Raw genomic sequence first — 20,368 nt, forward strand, 5'->3', positions numbered from 1 at the left:
TTCTCGCGGGGGATCCGGGCACGCCGTCCCCGTGGCTACGATAAACGCCAGAAGCGAAGCGAATAAGCCCATGGAGTGGGCGGCGGGGGACCGATGCTGGAGAATTTCAACGCCCTGACGGACGGACTGCCGCCGGCGCTGATCTATCTGCTCATCGCGTTCCTGGTGTTCGCCGAGGCGGCGCTGTTCTTCGGGTTCGTCTTCCCGGGCGAGACGGCGATCATCGTGGGCGGCATCCTGGCCAGCCAGAACAAGCTCTCGCTCACGCTGCTTCTGATCATCGCGCTGGTCGCGGCGGTGGTCGGCGACTCGGTCGGTTATGAGATCGGGCGCAAGTACGGGCCACGGCTGCTCGGCACCAAGGCCATGCGCAAGCACAAATCCAAGGTCGCCAAGGCCCAGGACCTGATCCGGCGCCGCGGGCCGCTGGCCGTCTTCATCGGCCGCTTCACCGCCCTGCTGCGGGCCCTGATGCCCGCGCTGGTCGGCAGCTCGAAGATGCCGTATCCGAAGTTCCTGCTCTTCAACTTCATCGGCGGCGTGGTCTGGGTCGTGACGTTCACGCTCGGCGGCTTCTTCGCCGGCGAGGCGTTCGAGCGCTTCGCCAAGGAGGCCAGCCGGGGCCTCACGATCGCGGTCGCCGTGGTCATCGTGGTCGCGGTGATCGTGTGGAGCGTGCGCAAGCACCGCCGCGAGCACGCCGAGGACGAGGACGTCGCCGACGAGTCGGCGGAGGCCCCCGAGCTCACCGGCTCCTGATAGCCGGAGAAAGTCGGCTGCCGGACCTCAACCGGTCGTGACGCGGGGCGAGGCGCGGCCGAGGATCGGCGGCAGGTCCAGGAACGTGCGGATCCCGGCCGGGGCCGCACAGACCACCGGGATCGCGTTCAGCGCGTGCGCGGCCGCCGCGGAGATCCCGTTCGACACCCAGTCCTCGCCGGTCGTGAGCGTGATCGACGGCCGCCCGTGCACCCGCACCGAGTAGCCGGGCCGGCCCCAGTCGGAGATCCGCGCCGCGTCCGACTTGTGGACCGCCTCGACGGTGACCACCGGGCGCTGGTCGATCAGCCCGCTGAACGTCCAGCGCGCGGCGGCCACGGTGCCGCGGGGGATGCGCCCGGCCGCGACGTCGAAGTCCTCGCCCGCCAGCCGGTAGACCACGTCGGTGTCGATCTCGTCCAGCGTCAGGCCCAGCCCGGCGGCCACCAGGTGCAGGCTCTCGCAGAAGATCGACCGCATGGCGGCGCGGGCGACGCCCATCGAGGCCAGGTAGGCCTCCTCGCTCTTGCCGAAGCCCGCCATGTCGTGGACCATCCGCCAGGACGGGTGGCCGGAGAAGTCCGAGCACTCCCGCGCGTACACGTGGGTGATCTGCCGGGCCAGCCGCGACAGCGTCAGCGGCATCACGTCCGACATGAAGCCCGGGTTGACGCCCAGCCCGTGCAGGCTGGTGCCGCCGCGCTTGCAGGCGTCCTCCAGCTGGTTGACGAGCCGCGGGCCGTGCGAGTGCGGGTAGACGTAGCCGGTCGTGGCGATGACGTTCTTGCCCGAGGCGAGCAGCGCGCAGACGGTGTCCAGGTCGTCGAACGGCATCGCGAACGGGCCGGGGGCGTAGACGACGCAGTCGGCGTCCAGCTCCAGGATCCTGGTCACGTCATCGGTCGCGGTGACGCCCGCGGGGTCGCGTCCGGCCAGCGTTCCGCCGTCCACCCCCACCTTGGCCGGGTCGTACACCCGTACGCCCGCCAGCTCCAGGTCGGGCCGGTCCAGCACGCCGCGGATCACGCTGCGGCCCAGCGCTCCGGTGGCCCACTGGACGACGCGGAGGGCACGGGTGCTCGGCCCCGATTCCGGGGCGGCCGGATTCATGGGGTGGAGTCCTCCGGTGCTCGTCACTAAGAGCGATGAGGCAGGAGACTACGCGGTACGAGCCGCAGAATGGCGCAAATGCCGCAACTTTCCTGCAAGTCGCACCGTCCAGCGCAGTCGGGTCGGCGTGTTCCGGCCGGAGGCGTGGGGAAGATGACAGGGGGCGAATCCGAGCGGGATTCGGTCCACGTGGTACTAAGTAACCCCCCGGTTATCTCGCCGGGGAACGCAGTCGGTGCGATGTGAGGAGACAGGATGTCGGAACTGCGCTACGACGGGCGGGTCGCGGTCGTCACCGGGGCGGGGCACGGCCTCGGCCGGCAGCACGCCCTCGAGCTGGCCTCCCGCGGCGCCAAGGTCGTCGTGAACGACCTCGGCGGCGACCGGTCCGGCTCCGGTGCCTCCGCGGGACCGGCCCAGGAGGTCGTCGAGGAGATCAAGAAGAACGGCGGCGAGGCCGTCGCGAACCCCGACAACGTCGCCACCCCCGAGGGCGCCCAGGCGATCATCCAGACCGCGGTCGACACGTTCGGCAAGGTCGACATCGTCATCAACAACGCCGGCATCCTGCGCGACAAGTCGTTCAAGAACATGTCGGTGGAGGAGTTCGACGGCGTCATCGCCGTCCACCTGCGCGGCTCGTTCCTGGTCTCCAGCGCCGCCTGGTCGCACCTGCGCGAGCAGGGCTTCGGCCGGATCGTGAACACCTCGTCCCCGGCGGGCCTGTTCGGCAACTTCGGCCAGGCCAACTACGCCACCGCCAAGATGGGCCTGGTCGGCTTCACCAAGACGCTGGCCCACGAGGGCGCCAAGTACAACATCAAGGCCAACGCGATCGCCCCGGTCGCCTGGACCCGGATGACCGAGGACCTGCTGCCCGCCGACTTCGCCGACAAGCTCGGCGTCGACCAGGTCACCCCGCTGGTGGCCTTCCTGGCGCACGAGAGCAACGAGGACTCCGGGCAGGTCTACACCGTCGGCGGTGGCCGGATCGCCAAGATCTTCGTCGCGGAGGGCCCCGGCTACGGCCAGAAGGAGACCCTCTCGGTCGAGGACGTCCGCGACAACTGGGCGGCCATCAACGGCGACTCCCCGCTGACGGTCTTCAAGAACGTCGGCGAGCAGATGGGCCCGCTGATCACCCAGCTCACCTCGTGACGAGATGAGCGACGTGCTGCTCGAGGGGGGACGACCCCCCACACCCCCCGCGACGCGGGAGGGGCTGCGCCGATGAGCGCCGACCTGAAGCTCGACCGGCGGGACGGGGTGCTCACGATCACCCTGTCCCGCCCGGAGCGGCTGAACGCGGTCACCGGCGCGCTGACCGAGGAGATGCTCGACGTCCTCAACGAGCTGATGCGCGACCACGAGACCCAGGTCGTCATCCTCACCGGCGAGGGACGCGGGTTCTGCTCCGGCATGGACCTGCAGGCCGGCGACGACGGCATGAACTCGTCCGCCGTCAAGCAGGGCCGCATCCAGCGGCTCTACCACGGCATCGCGCGCGGGGCCGAGGTCACCGCGCGGCTGCGCGAGATCCCGCAGCCGGTCATCGCCGCGCTGCACGGGCCGGTCGCGGGGATGGGCGTCTCCTGGGCGCTCGCCTGCGACCTGCGGGTGGCCGACCCCACGACCAGGTTCGTCGTCCCGTTCACCAACCTGGGCCTGTCGGCGGGCGACTGCGGCCTGTCCTGGCTGCTGCCGCGCCTGATCGGGCCCGCACGGGCCGCCGAGGTCTTCTACCGGGCGCAGCGCCTGGACGTGACCAAGGCGGGCGAGCTCGGCCTCGTCACCGAGCTCGCCGAGGAGGGCAAGGACCTGGAGGGCGCGAACGCGCTGGCCGACGAGTTGCTCACCAAGTCCCCGTACGGCCTGCGCCGCACCAAGGAGCTCCTCAACATGTCGCTGGACGCCCCCGGGCTCCGGCAGCAGCTCGCCGCCGAGACCGGCATCCAGACGATGGCCTTCTTCACCGAGGACCTCGTCGAGGGCATGACCGCGACGATGGAGAAGCGGGCCCCCGACTTCAAGAACCGCTAGCCACGGGTGTTGACTCGTGCCGGGATCGGAACCGATCAGAACGGCACGAGTCGACACCGAGGGGGCCCGGCGGGCATGGAGCGGGAGATCGGCCTTGAGGGCTGCGTCAACTTCCGGGACCTGGGCGGCTACCGCGCGGACGGCGGGTCGATCCGCTGGCGGCGCCTGTTCCGCAGCGACGCCCTGCACGAGCTCACGCCCGCCGACGTCGCCACCCTGCGCGACCTCGGCGTGAGCACCGTCATCGACCTGCGCTCGGACTTCGAGCGGGCCCATGACGGCGGCCCGCACCCGCTGGAGGGCGCGGCCGCGTTCGTCCGCGCGCCGATCATCAACGAGGTGAACGGCCGTTTCATGGGCGACACCGATCTCAGCCTCGCGCAGCGCTACGCCCGCATCATGGAGACGACCGGCACGGCCCTCGCCGACGCCGTCACCGCGATCGCCGAGGCGCCCGGCGCCGCCGTCTTCCACTGCGCCGCGGGCAAGGACCGCACCGGCATGGTGAGCGCCGTCGTGCTGGGCGCGCTCGGCGTCGCCGACGCGGACGTGGTCGCCGACTACGCGATGACCGGGCGCAACCTCGTCGGCATCCAGGCGCGCCTGGAACGGCACGCGGCGTACAAGGAGACCTACGCCTACGTGCCGCGCGACGCGATGACCGCCGACACCGGCACGATGAGCGAGCTGATCGCCGACCTGCGGGCCAGGCACGGGGACATGACGGCTCTCCTCGGCGCCTCCGGTGTCGGCTCCGAGGTCGTCGAACGGCTCCGCGCCGCCCTGGTCGGGCCCTAGCCCCTTCGGGCTCCTGGGCCCTCAAGCTTCAGCCCTCAAGCTTCAGCCCTCGAGCTTCAGCGCTCAGGCCTCAGCGCTCAGCCCTCAGGCCAGGGCGTTGGCCAGCGCCTCGACGTAGCGCAGCGCGGCGACCTGGGCGAGGGCCGGGTGCGGGCCGAGGGGCGCGGCGAACTCCGCGCCCGCCGCGGCGGCCGCCGCCGCGATGTGGTCGGGCGTGGTCTCGGGCCCGATGAGGTGCGGCGAGATCGCCAGCCGTTGGGCGCCGGACGCGCGCAGTTGCTCGCCCGCCGCGGAGAGCGCGGCATGGTCCGACAGCGACGCCGTGAAGACCGGCGCGGCCAGCCGGGAGGCGAGCAGCACGCTGGTCACCTCCGCCTGGCGGACCGCCTCGTGGTCGCCGGGCGTGACCACGATCACACCGCTGGCGCCGGTCACCATGGTCATCATGCGGACCCGGTCGGCGCGGGCCAGCCCCGCCTCGGCGAGCCGGTCGTGCAGCGCCTCGGCGATCAGCGGGTGCGGGCCGAGCGGCCCGGCCGCCACGGCGGGCACCGGCGCGTCCGCCACCATCTTGCGGATGGCGGCCTCGGTGTCGGCGTCCGGTCCGGTGATCATCGGGACCACCACGGCCGCGGGCTCGTCGTCGCGCTGTTGCCGCAGCCCGGCGAGGACCGTGGCCAGGTGCGACTCGTTCCCGTCGAGGTAGCCCAGGAAGACGGGCTGGCCGGTCTGCTCGGTCTCGACGAGCCGGGCGAGATCGGTGGCGATGGAATTGGGTGCGGTGGCGTGGCGAGGGACGGCAAGGACCATTGCGGGGGAGCCGGGGGGCAGGAGGAACGACTCCTCGCCGCGGTGCCGTCCGCCACGGGGGCTGCGACGGCGCCGGGAGGGGAGTGCCTCGGATGCCTGGCTATCGGGACTCACGGCGGGAATCGTAACGCCCCGAGGCAAAAGTGTCGGTCCCGAGCCAGTCTCGCTATCGATAGAGATGCTCGATCTCCCTTTCGTAACGTGCGGCGATCGGCCTCCGCTTGAGCTTCATGGTGGGGGTGAGCTCCTCCCCGCCGGGCGCCCAGTCGTCGGCGATGACCGCGAACCTCTTGATCTGCTCGACCCGGGAGAGCTGCGCGTTGGCGCGGCCGACCGCCGCCTCGATCTCCGCCTGCGTGGCGGGATCGGCGGGGTCGCGCCCGGCCGCGGTCTCGGGGTCGAGAACGATGAGGGCGACGTTGTAGGGCCGGTTGTCGCCGACGCAGACCGCGTGGGCGATCAGCGGGCTCTCGGCCTTCACCGCGTTCTCGATGTTGGCCGGGGACATGTTCTTGCCCCCGGCGCTGATGATCATTTCCTTCTTGCGGTCGACGATGGTGACCCGGCCGGCGGCGTCGATGGTCGCGACGTCGCCGGTGTGCAGCCAGCCGTCGGCGTCCACCGTCTCGGCGGTGAGGTCGGGGCGGTCGCGGTAGCCGCGCATGACCACCGGACCGCGGCACAGCAGCTCGCCGTCGCCCGCCAGCCGTACCTCCATGCCGGGCAGCGGCGGGCCGACCGAGCCGGGGCACGGGTCGCCGGGCCGGATGATGGTCACGAACCCGCTGGTCTCGCTCATGCCCCAGCCTTCGAGCAGCGGGATGTCGATGCGGGCGAAGAAGTCCAGCACGTCGCGCGGTGTCGGAGCGGCCCCGGCGACGAACAGCTCCGCCTGGTCCAGCCCGATGGCGGCCTTGATCTTCTGCGCCGCGGCGGCGTCGCCGGCCTCCAGCTCGGCCGGGAAGAGCATCTCGAGCGCGGCCTTGAGCTTCTCCCAGATGCGCGGCACGCCGCCGAAGAACGTCGGGTGGACCTGCGCGGCGACCCCGACCAGCGCCTTCGGGTCGGGGCAGGTGGTGACGGTCATGCCCCACGTCATGAGGCCCGAGTAGTGCGAGGTCCAGCGGTCGGCGACGTGCGCCGACGGCAGGTAGGAGATGAGCCGCCCGCCGGGCGTCACCGGCATGGCTTCCTGCAGCCCGCGGATCTCGGCCATCATCGACGCGTGCGTCAGCTCGACGCCCTTCGGCGGGCCGGTCGTGCCGGAGGTGTAGATGAGCGTGAGCAGGTCGTCCGGCCGTACGGCGCGCCACGCGGCCTCGAAGTCGAAGCCTTCGGGCGCCGGGGTCGCCTCGATGCCCGCCAGGTCCAGCACGCCGCCGCCCACGGTGTCGCCGTCGCCCGCACCGTCGCGGTCGCCCACGCCCAAGCCGTCGCCATCGGTCTCGTCTCTGTCGACGATCACGAGGTGGTCGGCCGGGACGTTCGCCGCCCGTACCGCGTCCGCGAACAGCCGCTCGGTGACGATGACGCGCGGCGCGGCGTCGGTGAGCAGGTAGGCGATCTGCGCGGGCGGGCTGGTGTTGTAGATGGAGAACGGGACGGCGCCGAGGTGCATCGCGGCGGTGTCGATCAGATGGAACTCGGGCCGGTTGGTGAGCATGAGCGCGACCCGGTCGCCGCGCTCCACACCGAGTCCGGCGAGCCCGGCCGCGAGCGCGCGGACGCGCTCGCCGAGGGCCGCGTGCGTGAGCTCGACGGCGCCGTCGTGCGACCTGACCGCCAGTTGCCCGGCCCGCTCGGCCGAAGTGATCTGGAACGCCTCGCAGAGCGTGCTCGCCGAAAAGGCCCTCGCCCTGTCGGTACCGATGTCCGTACCCACGTCCAGGTGCCCTCCGCTCGGTCAAGATCAGGGTTGCCGAGTATGGCGCATCCAAAGCCCCGTAGTGGGGCGATCACGGCAAATCACCTCCCGCTCCGCCCCTGCTCGGGCGGTGGTCCCGGGTGCCGCGACCGCACCAGATGATCAATTTGGGCCAATCTTTTCGATGAGTCACAGATCACCGAAATCGCCGGACATGGTGTTGCGGCCGGATCCGGACCGGCCTTTATGATCGGGGCCCCCGCTCAACGGTTCGAGGTTGCCTTGACATCCCCCCGCACCCGGTCGATCCGATCCAAGATCGCCCTTCTGCTGCTCGTACCGCTGCTGTCCCTGGTGGCCCTGTGGGGCTACGCGGCGGCGGGCACCGGGCAGGCCGCGCTCGCGCAGCGCCGCTACCACACGCTCGACCGCAAGTTCGCGCCCAGCGGCCAGGGCGTGCTGGTGGAGCTCGGCAAGGAGCGCCTGGCCGCGGCGATCTACCTCAGCACGCCGCGCGCCGTCGCGCCGGAGCCGCCCGCGTCCGTGCGCGCCCAGCGCGCCAAGGTGGACGCGGCCGTGGCGTTCTTCCGCCGCGAGTCGACCGGGAACACCGCGCGCAGCGCGACCAGTGCCGCGATGGAGCACCGCGTCGCCGACGTGCTCACCGAGCTGAACGGGCTCGCCCGCGTGCGCGCCCAGGTGGACGGCCGGTCGGTGGACCGGCTGCAGGCGATCCAGGCCTACGACCGGATGGTCGACATCATGCACCGGCTGTACGACAGCCTCGTCGTGATCGACGACTCCGAGCTCTACAACTGGACGCTGTCCACGCGCGCCGCCGGGCGCGCGATGGAGCTCATGCAGCGGGAGAACGCGCTGGTCGCCGGTGCGCTGGTCACCAAGGGCAGGATGACCGGGCCCGAGCACCGGATGTTCGTCGAGGCCGTCGGCGAGCAGCGCTCGCAGTGGGTGAAGCAGCGCTCGCTGCTCGACCCGCAGGTCTACGACACCGGCACCGCGCAGGTCTTCGCGTCCCAGCCCTACCAGGCGTTCAAGACGATGGAGGACAGGATCGCCGACCGCACCGCCGGTCCGATCCCGGTCGCGGCGGCCGAGTGGCAGGCGGTCGGCCAGCCGCTGGTCCTGTCGGTCAACGCGATGGTCCTGGGCAACTCCAAGCGCGCGGGCGAGCACGCCGACGACCTCGGCCGCGAGGCCTACATCAAGCTCGGCGTGGTCGGCGGCGTCGGCCTCCTCGCCGTCATCGTGTCGATCCTGCTGTCGTGGCGCTTCGGCCGCGGCCTGGTGCGCGAGCTGGTCGGCCTGCGCCGATCCGCGCAGGAGACCGCCGAGCAGCGGCTGCCGAACGTCGTCGGGCGGCTCCGGCGCAACGAGAGCGTGGACGTGGCGGCCGAGGCGCCGCCGCCCGTCAGCGGCAAGACGACCGAGGTCGCCAAGGTCGCCGAGGCGTTCGCGACCGTGCAGCGCACCGCGGTCGACGCGGCGGTCGGCCAGGCCGAGCTGCGCAACGGCGTCAGCCGGATCTTCCTCAACATCGCGCGCCGCAACCAGTCGCTGCTGCACCGCCAGCTGGCGATGCTGGACGGCCTGGAGAGCCGCGCGGAGGCCGACGACCTGGACGACCTGTTCATGCTCGACCACCTGACCACGCGCATGCGCCGGCACGCCGAGAGCCTCATCATCCTGTCCGGCGCGACGCCCGGCCGCGGCTGGCGCGAGCCGCAGCGGATCGTGGACGTGCTGCGCGGCGCCGTCGCCGAGATCGAGGACTACACCCGCGTCAAGGTGATGACCGACTCGACCGACGGCCTGCAGGGCGCCGTCGTCACCGACGTGGTCCACCTGCTCGCCGAGCTGGCGGAGAACGCCGTCGCGTTCTCGCCGCCCAACACCGAGGTCCGCGTGCTGGCCGAACGCGTCGGCAGCGGCTTCGTGGTGGAGATCGAGGACCGCGGCCTCGGCATGCGGGCGGAGTTGCTGGAACGCATCAACAGCCGTCTCGCGCAGCCGCCCGAGTTCGACCTGGTCGACACCGACCAGCTCGGCCTGTTCGTGGTCGCGCGGCTGGCCGCGCGGCACGGCATCCAGGTCTCGCTGAACCCGTCGCCGTACGGCGGCACCAACGCGATCGTGCTCCTGCCGCACGAACTGGTCGTGTCCGCCGACCAGATGAACGCCCCCGAGCCTGCGCCCGAGGCGGCACCCGAGCCCGCGATGCCAATGACGGCCCCGGTCCCGTCCGCCCCGGTCCCGGCGGCGCCGCCCGCGGCCGAGCCGATCCCGAACATGCGGCCGATGTCCCAGCCCATGTCCGCACCGATCCCGGAGCCCCCGGACCCCCCGGCGCCGCAGGCTCCGCCGATGATGGCCGCGCCGACGCCGCCGTTCCCTCCGGAGCCGCCCGTGATGGCTCCGCGGCGGGCGGGCAATCCGTGGTTCGACGATCCCGAGCAGGCGTCCGCCGAGCCGGCTGAGGCGCCGGGTCCTCCGCGCGCGGACGACGTTCAGGACCCCGGCACGCACGCGGGGCTGCCGCGACGCGTACGGCAGGGGAGTCTCGCCCCGCAGCTGCGCGACGAGCGGCCGGAGACGCCCGAGCCTCCGCGCGAGCAGCGGGTGCGCACGCCGGAGGAGGCCCGCTCGCTGATGTCGTCGATGCAGGACGGCTGGCAGCGCGGACGCGCGACGGACGGGGACTAGCGGCCGATGGACCAGGACCGCTGGCTGGACCGCGAGGCCGGCCCGCTCGTCCGCCCGTACGCGATGACGCAGGGCAGGACGCGGCCGCGCGGCGAGACGTTCGACCTGATCGCGGTGGTGGCGGCGACCGGCGAGCCGCCCGGCGACCGGCTGCGCTACAGCCCCGAGCACCAGGACATCCTGCGGCGCTGCGAGACCCCGGTCGCGGTGGTCGACCTCGCGGCCGATTCCGGCCTTCCGCTCGGCGTCGTGCGGGTGGTGCTCGGTGACCTGCGCGACCACGGACTCGTGCGGACCATCGCCACAATCGAGCGGTCAGCGGACCGTCCGAACCTCGGCGTGCTGCGGGAGGTCCTGGACGGCCTCCGCGCCCTGTGACGCCGGAAGTGCCGGAAATGTCGGCAAGTGGCGAATGTGGCGGGGTCCCAGGCCTTATGATCGGTCGGAATTTGCCGTACCGGGGGTCGTACAGCCACGAGGTGTCATGAGTCCTCGCACACGATCGATTCGGTCGAAGACCGTTGTGCTGTTGCTCGTTCCGCTGCTGTCACTGGTCGCGCTCTGGGCTTTCGCAGCCAGCGTGACGCTGGGCGCCGCGCTGGAGCATCGCCGTGGCGAGCAGTCGACCAATCGCATGACCAAGCCGCTCCAGCAGACCTCGCAGGCGCTGGAGGCCGAGCGGCAGGTCGCTGTGATGTACATCAGCGCGGGCAGCGCCGCGCCGAAGCAGACCTTCGACGGGATACGCGCGCGCACCGACGGTGTGATCGCGATGTTCCGCAAGGCAGCCAAGGAAGAGGTCGACGCGGCCGACGACCGCGGCGCGCAGCGGATGCTCCTGCTGCAGGCCCTCCTCAAGCAGTTCGACGCGCTGCCCGCCACGCGTTCGGCGGTCGAGGGCCACAGCGTGAACCGGCTGCAGGCGCTCGACGCCTACAACGCGCCGATCGACGCGCTCTTCGAGTTCTCCGCCAAGCAGACCCCGACCGACGACGGCCGGCTGCACTACTGGGCGTCCAGCCTGGTCGCGGGCGGCCGGGCCGTCGACATGGTCATGCGCGAGAGCGCGCTGGTCGCGGGCGCGCAGATCACCGGCGGCCGGATGAGCGCCGCCGAGCAACGCTACTTCGCCGGGCTGGTCGCCCAGCAGCGGATGCTGTGGGCCGAGGCCAAGTCCGACCTGGACCCGAAGATCAACGCCCGGACCTGGGAGCCGCTGCTCAGCTCCTCCTCGTACACGGGGCTGAAGGCGACCGAGGAACAGATCGCCGACGCCAAGAACGGCCGGCTCGGCGACGACGCCAAGACGATGGACGGCAACGTCAAGGCGCTCCTCGGCGGCTTCACCACCGCCGCGCTGGAGAACAGCAAGCTGCTCGGCCACGACCAGGACGAGCGCAGCAACGAGATCCTGACGCGCCTGATCATCGCGGGCGGCCTCGGGCTGATCGCGGTGCTCGCGTCCATCCTGGTGTCGGTCCGGTTCGGCCGTGGCCTGGTCCGCGAGCTGGTCACGCTGCGCGCGTCCGCCCAGGAACTGGCCGAACGGCAGCTGCCCGGCGTGGTCGCCCGGCTGATCCGCGGCGAGAAGGTCGACGTGGCCGCCGAGTCGCCGCCGCCGGCCAGCGGCAAGACCACCGAGGTCGCCAAGGTCGCCGAGGCGTTCGCCTCCGTGCAGCGCACCGCCGTGCAGGCCGCCGTCGGCCAGGCCGACCTGCGCAACGGCGTCAGCCGCATCTTCCTCAACATCGCGCGCCGCAACCAGTCGCTGCTGCACCGCCAGCTGGCGATGCTGGACAGCCTGGAGAGCCGCGCCGAGGCCGACGACCTGGACGACCTGTTCCGCCTCGACCACCTCACCACCCGCATGCGCCGGCACGCGGAGAGCCTCATCATCCTGTCCGGCGCGACGCCCGGCCGCGGCTGGCGCCAGCCGGTGCGCATCAGCGACGTGCTGCGCGGCGCGGTCGCCGAGGTCGAGGACTACACGCGGGTCGCGGTGCTGACCGAGTCCGAGGACGGGCTGCTCGGCGCCGCCGTCACCGACGTCATCCACCTGCTCGCCGAACTGGTCGAGAACGCCTGCTCGTTCTCCCCGCCGAGCACCGAGGTGCGGGTGATGGCCGAACGGGTCGGCAGCGGCTTCGTCGTCGAGGTCGAGGACCGCGGCCTCGGCGTGCGCCCCGACCTGCTCGACCAGATCAACCGGCGGCTCGGACTGCCGCCCGAGTTCGACCTGGTGGACACCGACCAGCTCGGCCTGTTCGTGGTCGCGCGGCTCGCCGCCCGGCACAACGTCAAGGTCTCGCTGCGGCCGTCCCCGTACGGCGGCACCACCGCGATCGTCCTGCTGCCGCACGAGCTCGTCGTGCCGGTGGCCGAGATCGACGCGCCGCCGCCGGAGGACACCGATCAGCAGCAGCCCGCCGAGCCGTCGTCGTCGCAGGAGGTCGTGCCGCTGCGCGACGTCGGCGCGATGCGGCGGGGAGCCGTCACGCACCAGCCCGCCGACTCGGCCAGCCTGTACGAGGCGCCCTGGGAGACCGTCACGGCGCCGCAGCAGGTCCCCGCGGAGCCGCCGCGGCCGGTCCCGATGGAACCCGTTCCACCGCAGGCCGTTCCGTCGCTGGAGCTCCAGGCGCGATCCCAGGCCCCGGCCGCCCCTGTGGCTCCGGCGCCGGCGGCGGTACCCGATCCGGTCGCCGAGGAACCCGCCGCAGAGCCGGCGGCCGAGGCCGACGAGCCCTCGGCGCCGCTGGAGGGACCGTGGGGGACGCCCGAGACGCGGCCCGCGCTCATCGGGGGCACCGGGTCGGGCGCGGGCAACCCGTGGTTCGACGAACTGACCGGGCCGGAGGCGTTCGGACCGCCACCGCAGCCCACCCTCACCTACCGCAACGGAAACGGGAGCGGAAACGGGAGTGGCAACGGCAACGGCGGCAATTCGCAGGAATCGCCCACCGAACCGGCCGAGACGACGGACAATGCCGATACCTACGCCGGACTCCCACGGCGCAGGAGACAGGAGAACCTGGCGCCGCAACTGCGTGCGGACCGCCAGCCGACGCCGCCGGCGGTCGGGGAGAGCGCCCACGGCGTCGTGGCGCGTTCGCCAGAAGAGGCCCGATCGCTGATGTCCTCGATCCAGCAGGGATGGCGCCGCGGTCGTGCCGCGGGGCCGGGTGACTCGACAACAGGACCGTCGGACTTGAACGGGGAGGAAGCCCGATGATGCACAACACGACCGCGACCGGCGAACTCAACTGGTTGCTGAACGACTTCGCCTCGCGGGTGCCCGCGGTGCGGCAGGCGGTGATCCTCTCGCGCGACGGCCTGGCCATCGCCGCGTCCCAGGAACTGGGCCGCGAGGACGCCGAGCATCTGTCCGCGCTGGCGGCCGGCGTGCAGAGCCTGGCGCGCGGCGCCGGGCGGCACTTCAACGGCGGCAACGTCCGCCAGACCATCATCGAGATGGACGCGGTGCTGCTGTTCGTCACCGCCGCCGGCGACGGCACGTGCCTGGCCGTGCTGACCGGGGCCGACGCCGACGCCGGCCTCATCGCCTACGAGATGGCGGTGCTGGTGAAACGCGTCGGCCAGCATCTGCAGGCCAACCCGCGGTTCACGCCCGGAGCCTGATCGGAGATGAATCCGCCGGGAGACCGTTGGCTGGACCGCGAGGCCGGGCCCGTCGTGCGGCCGTACGCCATGACCCGCGGGCGCACCCGCCCGCGGGGCGAGACGTTCGACCTGATCGCGGTCGTCACGGCGACCGGGGAGCAGCCGGGGGACCGGCTGCGTTACAGCCCGGAGCACGCGCGGCTGCTGCGCCGGTGCACGCGGCCGGTGTCGGTGGTGGACCTCGCCGCCGACTTCGGCCTGCCGGTCGGCGTCGTGCGCGTGCTGCTCGGCGACCTGCGCGACCAGGGACTGGTCACGGTCGTCTCGGCGATCGAGCCGGCGGTGGACCGCCGGCCTGAGACAGGGGTGTTGAGGGAGGTGCTCAATGGCCTTCGGGCTCTCTGATCCCGGCGAAGCCGGTCCGGGGGGTGTGGGGGGTCGTCCCCCCTCGGGTAGAACTGATCCCGGCGAAGCCGGTCCGGGGGGTGTGGGGGGTCGTCCCCCCTCGGGTAGAACTGAGACCACGGGCACGGCGAGCGGGAATCCGCCGCTGGTCACCACGAAGATCCTCATCGCCGGCGGGTTCGGGGTGGGGAAGACCACGATGGTCGGCTCCATCAGCGAGATCCGGCCGCTGCGCACCGAGGAGCCGCTCACCGACCGCGGTGTCGGCGTGGACGACACCTCGGGCGTGGAGCGCAAGTCCACCACGACCGTGGCGATGGACTTCGGGCGCCTCACGCTGACCGACCGGCTGGTCCTGTACTTGTTCGGCACGCCGGGCCAGGAGCGGTTCTGGTTCATGTGGGACGAGCTCGCGCTCGGCGCGCTCGGCGCGGTGGTGCTCGCCGACACCAGGCGGCTCACCGACTCCTTTCCGTCCATCGACTACTTCGAGCGCCGCGGCACCCCGTTCGTCGTCGCGGTCAACTGTTTCGACGGCGCCGAACGGCACCGTCCCGAGGACATCTCGGTGGCGCTGGACCTCGACCCCGGGGTCCCGGTGCTGCTGTGCGACGTGCGTCACCGCGACTCGTCGAAGGAGGTGCTGATCGCACTGGTCGAACACGTGCTGACCTGGTCGGAGTCTGAACCGGGCACCGCCGGGGCCACCGCCCCGGCCGGCTGAGGCCCGCAGGAGCCGCTCCCCTACGTCTCCGGATCGCTGCCGAGTGTGGCGGACCGCCCATCCTGAGTGATCCTGGGCGTAGTAGGCTCCGGCAGATCCGAAGACCCCCGTAGACCCCCGCATCGGGAGGTTTCCCCGCATGTTCGCCCGGCGCCTGGCGTCGATCCGGGCGAGGATCATCGCGTTGATCCTCGTTCCGCTGCTCGCGCTCGCGTCCCTGTGGGTGTTCGTCACCGGCATCACCTACGGGGACGCCAAACAGCTCATCGGTGCTCACACCTTCCAGCAGAAGTCGGTGCTGCCGACGCAGCGGCTCATGGAGGCGCTGCAGAAGGAACGGCGGCTGTCGCTGTGGCAGCTCGGCGCGGGACGCGGCGGCGACCGGTCCGCGCTGGACGCCCAGCGCCGCGTGACCGACTCGGCCCGCGCGGCCGTCACCCGCTACAGCCGGGACTCGGGCCTGCGCGGCGCGGTCCTGCCGCTCGTACGGGACCGGATCGACACCCAGGTGGCGCGGATGGGCGCGCTGGACGCGGTGCGCCGCCTGGTGGACGACGGCGGCGCCGAACGGTCGCGGGTCCTGGACGAGTACGCCGGGATGATCGACGCGGGCTTCGCCGTCTACAACGCGGTCGTCCCGGAGAACGGCACCATCGCGATCGACGCGCGCACGCTCACCACGATCGGGCGCGCCCGCGAGTACCTGTCGCGCGAGGACGCGCTGCTCACCGGGGCGCTGGCGGCGGGCCGGTTCGGCGCCTTCGAACGCGTGCAGTTCACCCAGCTCGCCGGCGCGCAGCGCACGCTCTACTCCGACACCTCGCCGAACCTGCGTTCCGCCGACCTCGCGCGCTACCGCGAGCTGGTCGCCTCGCCGCAGTTCGGCCAGCTGCGGGCGCTGGAGGACAAGGTCATCCGGCCGCCCGATCCGATCCCCGCCGGCGGCACGGACGGCACCGGCGGCACGGGCGGCGCGAAGACCGGCCAGGGCGCGGGCGCCGGAGCGCCGCGGACCGAGCCCGGTGCGCAGGCGACCGCCCTGCCGGTCGACCCGGCCACGTGGCGGGCCACCGCGGACGCCGCCAACGGCAAGCTCTTCGACTTCGAGAACGAGGTCCTGGCGGGCGTCACCGAGCGGGCGAACGGCATCGCGCTCGGCGTCTTCGTCCGGCTCGGCGTCGCGGGCGGCCTCGGCCTGATCGCGGTGATCGTGTCGGCCTACATCGCGTTCCGCAACGCGCGGCGGCTGGTGCGCGAGTGCCGCACGCTCGCGGGCCGCGTCGTCCACTTCACCCAGCAGCGGCTGCCGGAACTGGCGCAGCAGGTGCGCGACGGCGAGCCGACCGATCCGCTGGAGGCCGACGACCTGCCCGAGTACGACTACCGGATCAACGAGATCCGGCAGATCTCCGACTCGTTCAGCCGCGCCCGCGAGGCGGTGCTGGTCGCGGCCGCCGGCGAGGTGGCGGCGCGCGAGGGGCTCAGCGAGGTCTTCGTCAACCTGGCCCGGCGCAACCAGGCGCTGGTCCACCGGCAGCTCAGCCTGCTGGACACGATGGAACGGCGCACCGAGGAGCCGTCGGAGCTCGCCGACCTGTTCCGCCTCGACCACCTGGCGACCCGCATGCGGCGGCACGCCGAGGGCCTGGTCATCCTGGCGGGCAAGAGCGCCGGGCGCGCGTGGCGGCGGCCGGTGCCGCTGGTCGACGTGGTGCGCGGCGCGGTCGCCGAGGTCGAGGACTACCCGCGGGTGCGGGTCGAGCCGCTGCCGCGCAAGGCGCTGCTCGGCGCAGCGGTCGCCGACGTCATCCACCTGGTCGCCGAGATCGTCGAGAACGCGACCGCGTACTCGCCGCCGAACTCTCCGGTGCAGATCTCCGGGCACCCGGTGGCGAGCGGCTTCGCCATCGAGATCGAGGACCGCGGCCTCGGGATGAGCGAGGACGCGCTGGTCACGGCCAACGCGCGCCTGGCCGACCCGCCCGAGTTCGACCCGTCCGACAGCGCCCAGCTCGGCCTGTTCGTGGTCGCGCGGCTGGCCCGGCGGCATGACATCAAGGTCACCCTGCGTCCGTCGCCGTACGGCGGCACCACCGCGATCGCGCTGCTGCCCGGCGCGCTGATCGTGGAGCCGGACGAGCCCGAGCCGATCGCACGCCGTAGCGCGGGCACCGGCCCGATGCGCGCCCTGCCCGAGTCCGCCGAGGCGGTCGCGCCCGTTCAGAACGGCGTCGTACGGCTCGTCGCCGAGCCGCAGGACCCCGGACCCGTCCCCGCCCTCGAGCAGGCCCCCGCGTCTCCGCCGCCTCCGCTCGTTCGGCGGCCACGGCCCGCGGCTCCTCCACCGTCCGCGCCCACGCCGGAACCCCGCCCCGCGCAGCCCTTGTCGCCTGCGCCTGTCGAGGCGCCTGCCGCGGAGCCCTCGCCCTCGCCCGCGCGGCCCCCGCAGCCGGTCGCGGACGGGGACCTGCCCAAGCGCCGGCGGCAGCAGCACCTGGCACCGCAGCTGCGCGAACGGGTCGACGCCGACCTCGCCGCGGCGGCCGAGCCCGACGAGCTCGAACGATCACCCGAGGCCATGCGATCGATGATGGCTGCCATGCAGCGAGGCTGGCAGCGCGGCCGGGAGGCGGCCGGACCGGCCGGCTCCGGGCAGAACAACGCCGACCAGGAGGACCAGAGCCCATGACCGAAGCCCAGCAGATCGGTGTGGAGTCCGCCGCGCCGCACGGCGAGCTGAACTGGTTGCTCGACAGCCTGGTCCAGAGAGTGGCCCAGGTGCAGAACGCCGTCGTGCTGTCCAGCGACGGGCTGCGCATCGCCGCCTCGCGCGGGCTGGAACGCGAGGAGTCCGATCACCTGTCGGCGGTCGCGGCCAGCTTCCAAAGCCTGGCACGCGGCGCGGGCGAGTCGTTCGGCGGCGGGGCGGTACGGCAGACCATCGTCGAGATGGAGAACGCCTTCCTCTTCGTCACCGCGGCCGGTCGTGGCGCGTGCCTGGCCGTTCTGGCCGAGGCCGAGGCCGACCTCGGCGTGATCGCGTACGAGATGGCGATGCTGGTCACCCGCGTCGGCCAGCACCTGTCCGCCGGTCCGCGCGGCGGCGACCAAGGCGGAGTCTGACATGACCCCTACCAGCGGTCCGGAGTCCGGGGGATCCGCATGGTTCGACGACGAAGCGGGGCCGATCGTGCGCCCCTACGCCCTCACCGGCGGCCGCACGCATTATGACGGCGGCGAGTTCGATCTCGTCGCCCTGATCGAGACCACGGACGAGGGCCGGGCGCATCCGGATCGGCCCGGACCGCCCGGAATGCCGCGAACCCGGTGGGCGCCGGACCCCGAACATGAGATGATCTTGGGGTTCTGCCGCACCCCGCTCTCGGTGGTGGAGATCGCCTCGGAGCTCGAACTCCCCCTCGGGGTCGTCCGGGTGCTGCTCGGCGACCTGCTCGACCGTTCGCTCATCCTCGTCCGACGCCCCGCGCCGGTGGCTCAGTTCCCCAGCGAGCGCGTACTCAAGGAAGTGATCGATGGAATTCGTGCGCTCTAGCCCCGACGGAGTCGGTCCGGGGGGTGTGGGGGGTCGTCCCCCCTCGAGCGGTACTGACGCGGACGCCGCCCAGACCTCGGGCGAGTCCGCGCTCACCGTGAAGATATTGGTCGCCGGCGGCTTCGGCGTCGGCAAGACCACCCTCGTCAGCGCGGTCAGCGAGATCCGGCCGCTGCGGACGGAAGAGGCGCTGACCGAGAAGAGCATCGGCATCGACGACACGTCGGCGGTCATGAACAAGACCACGACGACGGTGGCGATGGACTTCGGCCGGATCACGCTGCCGAACGGCCTGGTGCTGTTCGTGTTCGGCACGCCCGGCCAGGACCGGTTCTGGTTCATGTGGGACGAGCTCGCCAAGGGCGCGCTCGGCTCGGTGATCCTGGTGGACACCCGGCGGCTGGCCGACTGCTTCCAGTCGGTCGACTACTTCGAGCGCCGCGGCCTGCCGTTCATCATCGCGGTCAACCGGTTCGACGGCGCCGGGGTGCACACGCCGGACCAGGTCCGCGACGCGCTGGACCTGTCCCCGGACATCCCGGTGATCGACTGCGACGTGCGCAACAAGGAGGACGCCAAGCGCGTGCTCATCACCCTGGTCGAGCACATCATGCGGACCATGAGCGGCCGTCAGGCGGTGGGCTAGGAGCCGTCGCCGACCTCACTTTGTTCTCCGACTGGAGAAAGTTCGCCTGATTTGACGTAAAGGTCTTCTCAGGTGAGCGAAAGCACGTTACGTTTCACGCCAAGACCCCCGAAGGGACGGCGTGATGCGGATGACGGCGCGGCCAGAGAACGCCCATCAGGCGCGGCTGCTGAAGCTGCTGCGCGATGACGGCCCGCGTTCACGCGCCGAGCTCGGCGACGTCGTCCGGCTGTCGCGGTCCAAGCTCGCGACCGAGCTGGACCGCCTGGTGGAGCTCGGCCTGGTCGAGGGCGCGGGCCTGGCCGCCTCGCGCGGCGGGCGCCGGTCGGCGATCGTCCGGCTGTCTCCCGCGCTGCGCTTCGTCGCGTTCGACATCGGCGCCACCTCGATCGACGTCGCGGTGCTCGGCGGCGAGCTGGACGTCCTCGGCCACGTGTCCGAGGAGTGCGACGTGCGCCTCGGCGCGACCGTCGTGCTCGACCGCGCGCTGGACCTGCTCGGCAAGCTGCGCGACGAGGGCCTGATCCCGCAGGTGCACGGCACCGGCATCGGGGTGCCGGGCCCGGTCAGCTTCCGCGACGGCATGCCGGTCGTACCGCCGATCATGCCGGGCTGGGACCGGTTCCCGGTCCGGGACGCGATCGGCCAGGAGCTCGGCTGCCCGGTCCTGGTCGACAACGACGTGAACATCATGGCGCTCGGCGAGCTGCACGCCGGGCCCGCCCGCCAGGTCGACGACTTCCTGCTGGTGAAGATCGGTACCGGCATAGGGTGCGGCATCGTCGTCGACGGCACGATCTACCGCGGCGTCTCCGGCAGCGCGGGGGACATCGGCCACATCCGCATCGACGACGACGGCCCGGTCTGCGCCTGTGGCAACGCCGGCTGCCTGGAGGCCTACTTCGGCGGCGCCGCGCTCGCCAGGGACGCGCTCGCCGCCGCCCGCGACGGCCGTTCCGCCCACCTCGCCGAGCGGCTGGAGCACGCGGGCGCGCTGAACGCCGCCGACGTCGCCGACGCGCTCGGCGCGGGCGACCCCGAGGCGCTGCGCCTGGTCCGCGAGGGCGGCCGGCACGTCGGCCAGGTGCTCGCCGGCCTGGTCAGCTTCTTCAACCCCGGCCTCGTGATCATCTCCGGCGGCGTCGCCGGTCTCGGCCACACCCTGCTCGCCGAGATCCGCAGCGTCGTCTACCGCCGTTCGGCCCCGCTGGCGACCGGCAACCTCCCCATCGTGCTCACCGAGCTGCCCGGCACCGCCGGGGTCATCGGCGCGGGCCGCCTCATCAGCGACCACGTCTTCTCCACCTCCTCCTAACC

18 protein-coding genes are annotated in these 20,368 nt (G+C 72.3%); 15 read left to right on the top strand and 3 right to left on the bottom strand.

What is annotated here, in order from left to right:
- The first annotated feature begins 93 nt into the window (after positions 1-93).
- Entirely contained in the window at positions 94-759 is a 666-nt protein-coding gene (locus J4573_RS24860; protein ID WP_208258237.1) for a DedA family protein, read from the top strand.
- A gap of 27 nt (positions 760-786) precedes the next feature.
- Here the strand turns inward: J4573_RS24860 and J4573_RS24865 are convergent, their stop codons facing one another.
- Complete coding sequence (locus tag J4573_RS24865; RefSeq protein WP_208258238.1) at positions 787-1,869, bottom strand: NAD(P)H-dependent amine dehydrogenase family protein; 1,083 nt, start codon at positions 1,867-1,869, stop codon at positions 787-789.
- A gap of 255 nt (positions 1,870-2,124) precedes the next feature.
- Here J4573_RS24865 and J4573_RS24870 point away from each other — a divergent pair, with 255 nt between their 5' ends.
- The 3 genes from J4573_RS24870 (at position 2,125) to J4573_RS24880 (ending at position 4,707) form a co-directional block, all read left to right on the top strand.
- Complete coding sequence (locus tag J4573_RS24870) at positions 2,125-3,027, top strand: SDR family oxidoreductase (protein WP_208258239.1); 903 nt, start codon at positions 2,125-2,127, stop codon at positions 3,025-3,027.
- A 72-nt stretch (positions 3,028-3,099) separates the two neighbouring features.
- The gene (locus J4573_RS24875; protein ID WP_208258240.1) at positions 3,100-3,909 is read left to right on the top strand and encodes an enoyl-CoA hydratase/isomerase family protein; all 810 of its coding nucleotides are present in this window, start codon (positions 3,100-3,102) and stop codon (positions 3,907-3,909) included.
- Positions 3,910-3,984: 75 nt separating this feature from the next.
- Positions 3,985-4,707 carry a tyrosine-protein phosphatase gene (locus J4573_RS24880; RefSeq protein WP_208258241.1) on the top strand — a complete coding sequence of 241 codons (723 nt, stop codon included), beginning with the start codon at positions 3,985-3,987 and terminating at the stop codon, positions 4,705-4,707.
- 84 nt (positions 4,708-4,791) lie between these two features.
- Here J4573_RS24880 and J4573_RS24885 read toward each other — a convergent pair whose 3' ends face one another.
- Positions 4,792-5,631, bottom strand: coding sequence for a sirohydrochlorin chelatase (locus J4573_RS24885; protein ID WP_208258242.1), 840 nt, complete (start codon positions 5,629-5,631; stop codon positions 4,792-4,794).
- Between the two features lie 52 nt (positions 5,632-5,683).
- Positions 5,684-7,399, bottom strand: a complete 1,716-nt coding sequence (locus J4573_RS24890; RefSeq protein WP_208258243.1) for an AMP-dependent synthetase/ligase — start codon at positions 7,397-7,399, stop codon at positions 5,684-5,686.
- A gap of 264 nt (positions 7,400-7,663) precedes the next feature.
- Between J4573_RS24890 and J4573_RS24895 the strand changes: the two genes are divergently transcribed.
- From J4573_RS24895 to J4573_RS24945, 11 genes are all read left to right on the top strand, one after another.
- Positions 7,664-10,102, top strand: a complete 2,439-nt coding sequence (locus J4573_RS24895) for a sensor histidine kinase (RefSeq protein WP_208258244.1) — start codon at positions 7,664-7,666, stop codon at positions 10,100-10,102.
- 6 nt (positions 10,103-10,108) lie between these two features.
- Positions 10,109-10,480 carry a DUF742 domain-containing protein gene (locus J4573_RS24900; RefSeq protein ID WP_208258245.1) on the top strand — a complete coding sequence of 124 codons (372 nt, stop codon included), beginning with the start codon at positions 10,109-10,111 and terminating at the stop codon, positions 10,478-10,480.
- 151 nt (positions 10,481-10,631) lie between these two features.
- On the top strand, positions 10,632-13,334 hold the full coding sequence (locus J4573_RS24905; RefSeq protein ID WP_208258246.1) for a sensor histidine kinase: 2,703 nt from the start codon (positions 10,632-10,634) through the stop codon (positions 13,332-13,334).
- Positions 13,331-13,741: a roadblock/LC7 domain-containing protein gene (locus J4573_RS24910; RefSeq protein WP_208258247.1), complete on the top strand. Its 411-nt coding sequence runs from the start codon at positions 13,331-13,333 to the stop codon at positions 13,739-13,741. The genes J4573_RS24905 and J4573_RS24910 overlap by 4 nt, the downstream gene beginning before the upstream one ends.
- Before the next feature lie 6 nt (positions 13,742-13,747).
- Positions 13,748-14,128 carry a DUF742 domain-containing protein gene (locus J4573_RS24915; protein ID WP_208258248.1) on the top strand — a complete coding sequence of 127 codons (381 nt, stop codon included), beginning with the start codon at positions 13,748-13,750 and terminating at the stop codon, positions 14,126-14,128.
- 145 nt (positions 14,129-14,273) lie between these two features.
- Positions 14,274-14,852 (top strand): GTP-binding protein, encoded by a 579-nt coding sequence (locus J4573_RS24920; protein ID WP_243773572.1) that lies wholly within the window; start codon positions 14,274-14,276, stop codon positions 14,850-14,852.
- A gap of 139 nt (positions 14,853-14,991) precedes the next feature.
- A complete protein-coding gene (locus J4573_RS24925) occupies positions 14,992-17,541 on the top strand; it encodes a nitrate- and nitrite sensing domain-containing protein (RefSeq protein ID WP_208258250.1) in 2,550 nt (849 codons plus the stop codon).
- Complete coding sequence (locus J4573_RS24930) at positions 17,538-17,975, top strand: roadblock/LC7 domain-containing protein (protein WP_208258251.1); 438 nt, start codon at positions 17,538-17,540, stop codon at positions 17,973-17,975. Before J4573_RS24925 ends, J4573_RS24930 begins: the two co-directional genes overlap by 4 nt.
- 1 nt (position 17,976) lies before the next feature.
- A complete protein-coding gene (locus J4573_RS24935; protein WP_208258252.1) occupies positions 17,977-18,405 on the top strand; it encodes a DUF742 domain-containing protein in 429 nt (142 codons plus the stop codon).
- A gap of 25 nt (positions 18,406-18,430) precedes the next feature.
- On the top strand, positions 18,431-19,051 hold the full coding sequence (locus J4573_RS24940) for a GTP-binding protein (RefSeq protein WP_307796857.1): 621 nt from the start codon (positions 18,431-18,433) through the stop codon (positions 19,049-19,051).
- Between the two features lie 124 nt (positions 19,052-19,175).
- A complete protein-coding gene (locus J4573_RS24945; RefSeq protein WP_208258253.1) occupies positions 19,176-20,366 on the top strand; it encodes an ROK family transcriptional regulator in 1,191 nt (396 codons plus the stop codon).
- Positions 20,367-20,368 lie beyond the last annotated feature (2 nt).

The organism is Actinomadura barringtoniae (assembly GCF_017573505.1).
Classification (GTDB): Bacteria; Actinomycetota; Actinomycetes; order Streptosporangiales; family Streptosporangiaceae; genus Spirillospora; species Spirillospora barringtoniae.